Source organism: Microbacterium sp. Bi128 (assembly GCF_918698205.1).
This window is the reverse complement of sequence record NZ_CAKKMM010000566.1, coordinates 1-3,096: the sequence shown is the minus strand read 5'-3', so window position 1 is coordinate 3,096 and position 3,096 is coordinate 1. Positions and strand designations below refer to the sequence as shown.

Below are 3,096 nucleotides of genomic sequence, written 5' to 3'. Positions count from 1 at the left end.
CCCGTCCAGAGTAATCAGCTTTATTCCGCGGGCTGTCCTATTACGCCCGACGGCGCGCTGCCGCTAGTTGAGCGCGGCGTTGTTCAGCGAGTGCGGCGGACGCATGAGCCCGGGTGTCATGCCCTCGGCGGGGTCGTTGCCGATCTGGACAATCTTGTTGTCATGGTCAACGTGGACCACCTTGGGGTTGTACGCCTTGGCCTCTTCCGTGGTCATCTGGGCGTAGGTGATGAGGATGACGATGTCGTTCTCATGCATCAGGTGGGCGGCGGCGCCGTTGATGCCGATCACGCCGGAACCGCGCTCGCCGGCAATCGTGTATGTCTCGAGCCGGGCGCCGTTGGTGACATCGACGATCGCCACGAGCTCCCCGGGCAGGATGTCGGCCGCCTCCAGCAGATCCAGGTCCACGGTGACGGATCCGACATAGTGCAGGTCCGCGTGCGTGACCGTCGCGCGGTGGATCTTGGATTTGAATATTGTGCGATTCATAACGACATCAGTCTAACGCGGGGCCACCGCCCGCTGTGGCCCACTGCACATGGCGCGGGCCGTTACGCGCGCGGTTCCACATGCCGGAAGTCACGCGGGCCGGTCCACGGGGGCCGGACCGAGGACGCCCGCGGCCGACGCCGGCACGATGGATGCCGCCGTCACCGCCAGGATTTCCCGGGCCGCCAGCAGTGCGGGCCGCCTGGCGCTCGAGCGCCGCACCGAGGTGAACACCGTACGGTGCGGATCCCCGGGCAGGTCCAGGAGTTGCGCGCTGGTGCCGCGGCCGGTCCACACGAGGTCGGGCATCAGGGCCACCGCATTTCCGGATTCGATCAGCCGGATCTGGGCCTGCAGGTCGGCGGTTTCAAAGCGGACGTCGGGCTCAAACCCGGCGCTCCGGCAGGCCTGCTCGGCCCAGTGCCGGGAGGCCGCTCCGCGGGGTTCCATCACCCAGGCCAGCCCTGCGGTATCGGCCAGCGTCCTGATGGGACCGCGGTCCGGCGAGGGGGGCGGAACGGCGAGCCGGATGGCGTCGCGGGTCAGGGCCACGCGGTCCAGTTCGGCGTAGTGCGGGGCGGCGTGGCCCGGGTACTGCTCGGCGATCACGAGGTCGAAGTCGCGGGCCCACGTCTCGTGCAGGGCCGTCTCCGGTTCCCGCTGGGTCATTTCGACCCGGACTTCCGGGTAGCTGGCGGTCATTCTGGTCAGGGTGTCCGGCATGAGCGCCAGCGCGGCAGACTGGAACACCGCAATCCGCACGGTGCCGGTGACCGTGGTCAGCGACGCGGCCAGGTCCGCCTCCGCCTGCTCGAGGGTCTCCAGGAGCTGGGAGGTGTGGGCCACCAGGACTTCGGCCTGCGGGGTCAGCTGCACCCGGCGCCCGGTCTTGCGGAGGAGCTCCACCCCGGCCTCCTTCTCAAGGAGGGCCAGTTGTTGCGAGACTGACGACGGGCTGTACTGAAGCGCTTCGGCCACTTCGGCCAAAGTGCCCCGGATCTTCAGTTCGCGCAACAGTCGCAAACGCCGGACGTCGAGCATCTCTATTCCTTTGTGAATCCTGACGGTTATTCATTAAGAGAATTCACTTTATCTAATGCAACCGGGCTTGCATACTGTTCTCACTCGATAAGCCCCATCACAGGGTGGAGTGATGGGCACCGCACCTAAGCAGGAGGCCCTCATGGCTACACGGGATTTGTCACAGTCGATCATGCGGCGCAAGCCCATCGACGACATCGAGGAAGAAAACAAACACAGCGGTCTGCACAGGAGCCTGGGGCTCTGGCAGTTGACGGCCATCGGCGTCGGCGGCATTATCGGCGTCGGCATTTTCTCCTTGGCGGGCCTTGTGGCCCACGGCAGCGAGTCCGAGCCCGGAGTCGGACCGGCCGTGCTCATCTCCTTCCTGATCGCCGGTCTGGCATCCGCCGCCGCGGCGCTGTCCTACGCGGAGTTCGCAGGAATGATCCCGCGGGCGGGCTCGGCCTACACCTACGGCTACGTTGCCCTCGGCGAGATCATCGGCTGGTTCATCGGGTGGGACCTGCTGCTGGAGTACATCGCCATCGTCGCCGTGGTGGCCATCGGTATTTCGGGCTATTTCGACGCGTTCCTCTCCGGTATCGGCATCCATATGCCCGCCTGGATGACCGCGACGCCGGATGAAGGCACCGGCGGCATCATCAACCTTCCCGCGATCCTCGTCTGCCTGCTCGTGACCTGGATCCTCTCCCGCGGCACCAAGACCTTCGGCCGCTTCGAACTGATCGCCGTCGGCATCAAGGTGCTGCTGATCCTGTTCATCATCGGCTTGGGCATTTTCTACGTGAACACCAACAACTACAACCCGCTACGGTGTTCTTCGCGGTGTTCGGCTACGACGCCATGAGTACCGCGGCGGAGGAGGCCACCGACGGCAAGAAGCACATGCCCAAGGCGATCATCCTCTCGCTGGTCATCGCCATGCTGCTCTATGCCGCCGCCACCCTGGTGCTCACCGGCATGCAGAACTTCACGGAGATCGACCCCAAGGCCGGCTTCGCCTCCGCCTTCAACAGCGTTGGCCTTCCGGTGATCGCGACGATCATCTCCGTGTTCGCCGTTCTGTCCATCCTCACCGTGATGCTGACCTTCCTCCTCGGCGTCACCCGCGTCTGGTTCTCGATGAGCCGCGACGGCCTGCTGCCCGGCTGGTTCTCGAAGACGGACCGGAACGGCACGCCCCAGCGCGTGACCTGGATCGCCGGCGTCGGGGCCGCAATCCTGGCCGGCATCCTCCCGATCAAGGCCGTCGCGGACCTGACCAACATCGGCATCCTGGCCGCGTTCGTCGTCGTCTGTGTGTCGGTGATCGTGTTCCGCTACAAGAAGCCCGACGCCCCGCGGACGTTCCGGCTGCCGCTGATGCCCGTGGTTCCGGCGTTCGGCGTGTTTGCCTCGCTCTTCCTGATGTTCCAGCTGCACTGGGAGACCTGGCTGCGGTTCGTCGTCTGGCTCATCGTCGGCCTGATCATCTACTTCACGTACGGCCGCAGGCACTCGCTGATGAACCCTGACAGCCCGCGGCACGAGGAGATCGTGGAGATGCACCGCCCCCTGACC

2 protein-coding genes and 1 pseudogene are annotated in these 3,096 nt (G+C 65.6%); 1 reads left to right on the top strand and 2 read right to left on the bottom strand.

Annotated features, from left to right (window positions below; all coding sequences use genetic code 11):
- Positions 1–63: 63 nt before the first annotated feature.
- Positions 64–492, bottom strand: coding sequence for an aspartate 1-decarboxylase (panD, locus tag LQV45_RS22970; RefSeq protein ID WP_230008974.1), 429 nt, complete (start codon positions 490–492; stop codon positions 64–66).
- Between the two features lie 90 nt (positions 493–582).
- Positions 583–1,533, bottom strand: a complete 951-nt coding sequence (locus LQV45_RS22965) for a LysR family transcriptional regulator (protein WP_230008973.1) — start codon at positions 1,531–1,533, stop codon at positions 583–585.
- 142 nt (positions 1,534–1,675) lie between these two features.
- Here LQV45_RS22965 and LQV45_RS22960 point away from each other — a divergent pair.
- Positions 1,676–3,096: pseudogene (locus LQV45_RS22960) on the top strand (amino acid permease); the annotation flags it as partial.